The following is a 2,613-nucleotide window of genomic DNA, read 5'->3' on the forward strand; positions in this document are numbered from 1 at the left end:
CGCTGACGCCCGAGATCACGGCGCTGGCCGCCAGCCTCGGCCACAACCCGGTGCAGATCTTCAACTGGGTCCATAACAACATCGACTTCGTGCCGACCCACGGCGCCATCCAGGGCGCCGGCCTGACGCTGGCCAACCGCCGCGGCAACGCCGCCGACACCAACAGCCTGCTGGCGGCGCTGCTGCGTGCATCGGGAATCCCGACGCGCTTCGTGTACGGAACCGTCGACGTGCCCGTCGCCCAGGCCCTCAGCTGGCTGAAGGCGGGCGACGTCGACAGCGCGACCCATGCGACGCAGGTGGGTGGCATTCCGACCACCATCCTGAAGCTCGATGGCCAGATCAAGGCATTGCGGAAAACAGGGGTCAGAGTCGCCTTTATTCAATCGTTTTAAGCTTCCGCGGCCGCCCGATCTTTTGAGGGCCAGCGGATCGACCCAATTGCGCTTCGATTGCGCGACGGAAGCGGGCGGACCCGTAGGCATGTTGACGTTGTACATGCTGGCGGATCGCTTCGATTTCCGTCGGATCGACCGCTTCCATCACCAGCGATCGATAGGCTAGCTGTCGTTTCGTCGAATCGGCCGATAGCGCGAGGTATGCGGGGTGCGGCGAAACCAGCGGGTCAGGCTTGCCGTAGGCATTGCTTGCGTGGCTGGACCAGTAATGGTCGAGCGGGTCGGCCACCATCGCCGCGCGAAGTGGATTGAGCTCGATGTAACGATGGCAATGCAGCACGTAATTGCCATCCTCGACTGGGCATGACTTATACCGGCCTTCCCAGAGTGTTCCGGTCCGGTGGTATCGGTCATTGATATACCGGACGTAGCGACGACCCAGCGACTGCATCAGCCGCGCTATGGCGCCTGCCTCGGCCGGGGTCACAAGCAGGTGGACATGGTTGGTCATCAGAACGTACGCGTGGACGGCGCAGCCTTCGCGTAACGACAACTCCCGCAACTCCGTGCGATAGCGAAAATAGTCGTCTTCGCGGAAGAAGCAGGGCTGGCGGTCGTTGCCGCGTTGAATCACATGTTGCGGCACGGAGGGCAGGTCGAGCCGGGCATTGCGTGGCATAGGGTAGATCGGTGTGGCGACTGCATCGATGTTGCCTTGCTGCCGGGTGCAGGTCGTCCAGTCAAATCGCCGTCGACCGGTAAGGAAAGTCCACTCTGACCCGGTTTTTCACACGCCGCATCGGCAGGCGGAAGTCGCGTCGGGTCGCTTTGTTCAGCGCTATTACGATCCGGGGATTGGTCGGTTTCTAAGTACCGATCCCGTCACGGCTTACGAGAAGCCGATGACCAACTTCAACCGGTACGTCTACGCGCTGAACAACCCGTATCGGTTCACCGATCCTGATGGGCGAGAATTTGAGTCGATCAACCCTGCCAACAATCAAAAGCTTGAGGGTTACATCAACTCTCAGGCCGCAGGCGAATTCAAATTCAACGACAGCAACAAGCTTGAAAGAGTGGGTGATGGAAACGGATCTGGGTCGCAGACCTACAATGACTCTCTTGTACAAGGCATTGCTTCGGATAAAACAACGCTCATTGCCATTCAGCCCACTGTCGGCAACGTTAATGTTGCGGATCGCGGAAACGGGCTAACTGGCCAAGTTGGTGACAAGATCGCTGTTGTGATCAACGATCAGTCGCTGAACACCGTAGATGCTGCTGGCGCCCCTCTGGTTGATAGCCCTGCCACAATCTTGGAGCATGAAATTGCAGGGCATGCAGTTCCGCAAATGATGGGCCAGCCAAATGCGAATGCAGTCGGAATAGACAACCAGATTAGGTCGGAGCTACGCACGCCACAGATCCCTGCTGATCCCACTCACAAGGCATATGACCCACCATGAAGCGGATCTCTAGTGCGCTGTTGACTTTGGCAATTCTCTGTATGCAATCGCCATCTTCTGCTCGCGAGCTGCGTGAGTACACGCTCAAGAAAAAGATTGATACATCGGACCTGATTTTTGTCGGGAATGTCTTGGCGATTGAACGCCCGAAGCAAGAAACCGAAGGTGTTCAGGAATTTGCTGTTGTACGCGTCACCGAGTCGATCAAGGGGGCTGAGCAGGGCAAAGAACTCAGGTTCGTTGTGAAGGGTTCTATTGGGGAAGACAGTCCTGATTGTTGTTTGGTTGGAAGTGACTATCTCTTCTTTTCGAAAGATGGTGTACAGATATTGACGCTGGAAGGAAGCAGCATTGGCGGAAAGATCGACCTGCAAGGAAAGTATGTTTCACCCTCCAATGGCAAGTTCAGCACTTATCCAATTGTTTCGGGGTTGGTGAGGGATTGGCCTGGCAAGGATTTAGGGCCAGCAGAACCACTGGCTTCTGTTCGGAAAGAGATTTGCGAGGCCCTACGGGAATCAAAGGGGACGGAGGTAAGTAAGCCGCTCCCATGACGCACAAGCCCGCCGAATGGCGGGCTTGTTGTTTGCGGGAAACTGAAAACCCGGAAAACCCGGGTCAGAACCCGCGTAAGGCGGGTTAAAACCCGCCCTAAGCGTGACCGTAGGGCGGGCCTTGGCCCGCCTTCTGGAAAGCAAAAGCCCGCGTGAAGTAACGGGGTCAGGTTGGAGTGCCCCCGATTTCTCGGA

4 protein-coding genes are annotated in these 2,613 nt (G+C 57.3%); 3 read left to right on the plus strand and 1 reads right to left on the minus strand.

Going from position 1 to position 2,613, the window contains the following annotated elements:
* Positions 1 to 395 (plus strand): transglutaminase-like domain-containing protein (locus tag G7B67_RS12860; RefSeq protein ID WP_166213053.1); only part of this gene is annotated, 395 nt, incomplete at its 5' end.
* Here G7B67_RS12860 and G7B67_RS12865 read toward each other — a convergent pair.
* The gene (locus G7B67_RS12865) at positions 379 to 1,077 is read right to left on the minus strand and encodes a transposase (protein WP_166213055.1); all 699 of its coding nucleotides are present in this window, start codon (positions 1,075 to 1,077) and stop codon (positions 379 to 381) included. The genes G7B67_RS12860 and G7B67_RS12865 overlap by 17 nt on opposite strands.
* Before the next feature lie 28 nt (positions 1,078 to 1,105).
* Between G7B67_RS12865 and G7B67_RS13580 the strand changes: the two genes are divergently transcribed.
* Together G7B67_RS13580 and G7B67_RS12875 are read left to right on the plus strand one after the other, a co-directional pair.
* Positions 1,106 to 1,864 (plus strand): RHS repeat-associated core domain-containing protein, encoded by a 759-nt coding sequence (locus G7B67_RS13580; RefSeq protein ID WP_166213057.1) that lies wholly within the window; start codon positions 1,106 to 1,108, stop codon positions 1,862 to 1,864.
* Complete coding sequence (locus tag G7B67_RS12875; protein ID WP_166213059.1) at positions 1,861 to 2,418, plus strand: hypothetical protein; 558 nt, start codon at positions 1,861 to 1,863, stop codon at positions 2,416 to 2,418. Before G7B67_RS13580 ends, G7B67_RS12875 begins: the two co-directional genes overlap by 4 nt.
* The last annotated feature ends 195 nt before the right edge of the window (positions 2,419 to 2,613 follow it).

The sequence above is a fragment of the Cognatiluteimonas telluris genome, from assembly GCF_011320095.1.
Lineage (GTDB): Bacteria > Pseudomonadota > Gammaproteobacteria > Xanthomonadales > Xanthomonadaceae > Cognatiluteimonas > Cognatiluteimonas telluris.

Bases quoted from the DNA above. Each gene is read 5' to 3' on its own strand.
- G7B67_RS12875 (WP_166213059.1), top strand. From the start codon at position 1,861: ATGAAGCGGATCTCTAGTGCGCTGTTGACTTTGGCAATTCTCTGTATG.
- G7B67_RS12865 (WP_166213055.1), bottom strand. From the start codon at position 1,077: ATGCCACGCAATGCCCGGCTCGACCTGCCCTCCGTGCCGCAACATGTG.
- G7B67_RS13580 (WP_166213057.1), top strand. From the start codon at position 1,106: ATGTTGCCTTGCTGCCGGGTGCAGGTCGTCCAGTCAAATCGCCGTCGA.